We start from the raw sequence: 607 nt of genomic DNA on the forward strand, positions 1-607 counted from the left end.
TTTACAAAAAGGGCTGTTTAAGCGCTTTTCGACACTTCTCTTCGGGATGACAGCACCAGGCTGACAAATGGGAAGGTCTTTATAATTATAGCACCAATACGGACCACCGTATCTATCACGAAATCCTGCTTGGACCATACAAGCATCAATGGATGCCATTTGATTTAAACTGAGGTTTCTATTTTCTGAATCAGGATCGATAAGACTCGGCATTCCACATTCTAATAAGGCTTTTCCTATCTCAGTAAAATCTGCTCCCGCCTTCAACCACCCATGTACTTCCCCTGGAGGAGGTTTGTCAATATTTGATATGTCACATCCAGAGACACTTAACAGAACTATTCCACTTAATAATTTAAACAGTGTATTCATTTTTTTCTCCATAAATAACCTAAACCTAAATTATCTAAAATTGCATAAGGTGCATAAATTTTTGCATTATGATGTATTCCATAATTATCTTGACATTTTTTCCCCGCATTACCATAACACTTATGGGTACTAGGGTTATGCCCGATGAACGCTCCCCCTTGCTCTATCATTGGAGTTGCTGGTGGAAATATTGCATAAGGGAACCTTAAGGGTGCCTTATAAAAAGTAGGTAGAT

General features: G+C 38.6%; 1 protein-coding gene and 1 pseudogene. Both read right to left on the bottom strand.

The genetic code is table 11. The features are described 5' to 3' along the window. A partial coding sequence (locus tag ACFIQC_RS10155; protein ID WP_375707160.1) for a hypothetical protein occupies positions 1 to 372 on the bottom strand: 372 nt, incomplete at its 3' end. Next, a pseudogene (locus tag ACFIQC_RS10160) lies at positions 369 to 607 on the bottom strand (hypothetical protein); the annotation flags it as partial. The gene ACFIQC_RS10155 and the pseudogene ACFIQC_RS10160, both read right to left, overlap by 4 nt.

Source organism: Bartonella sp. AA126HLJHH (genome assembly GCF_042197425.1).
GTDB lineage: Bacteria > Pseudomonadota > Alphaproteobacteria > Rhizobiales > Rhizobiaceae > Bartonella.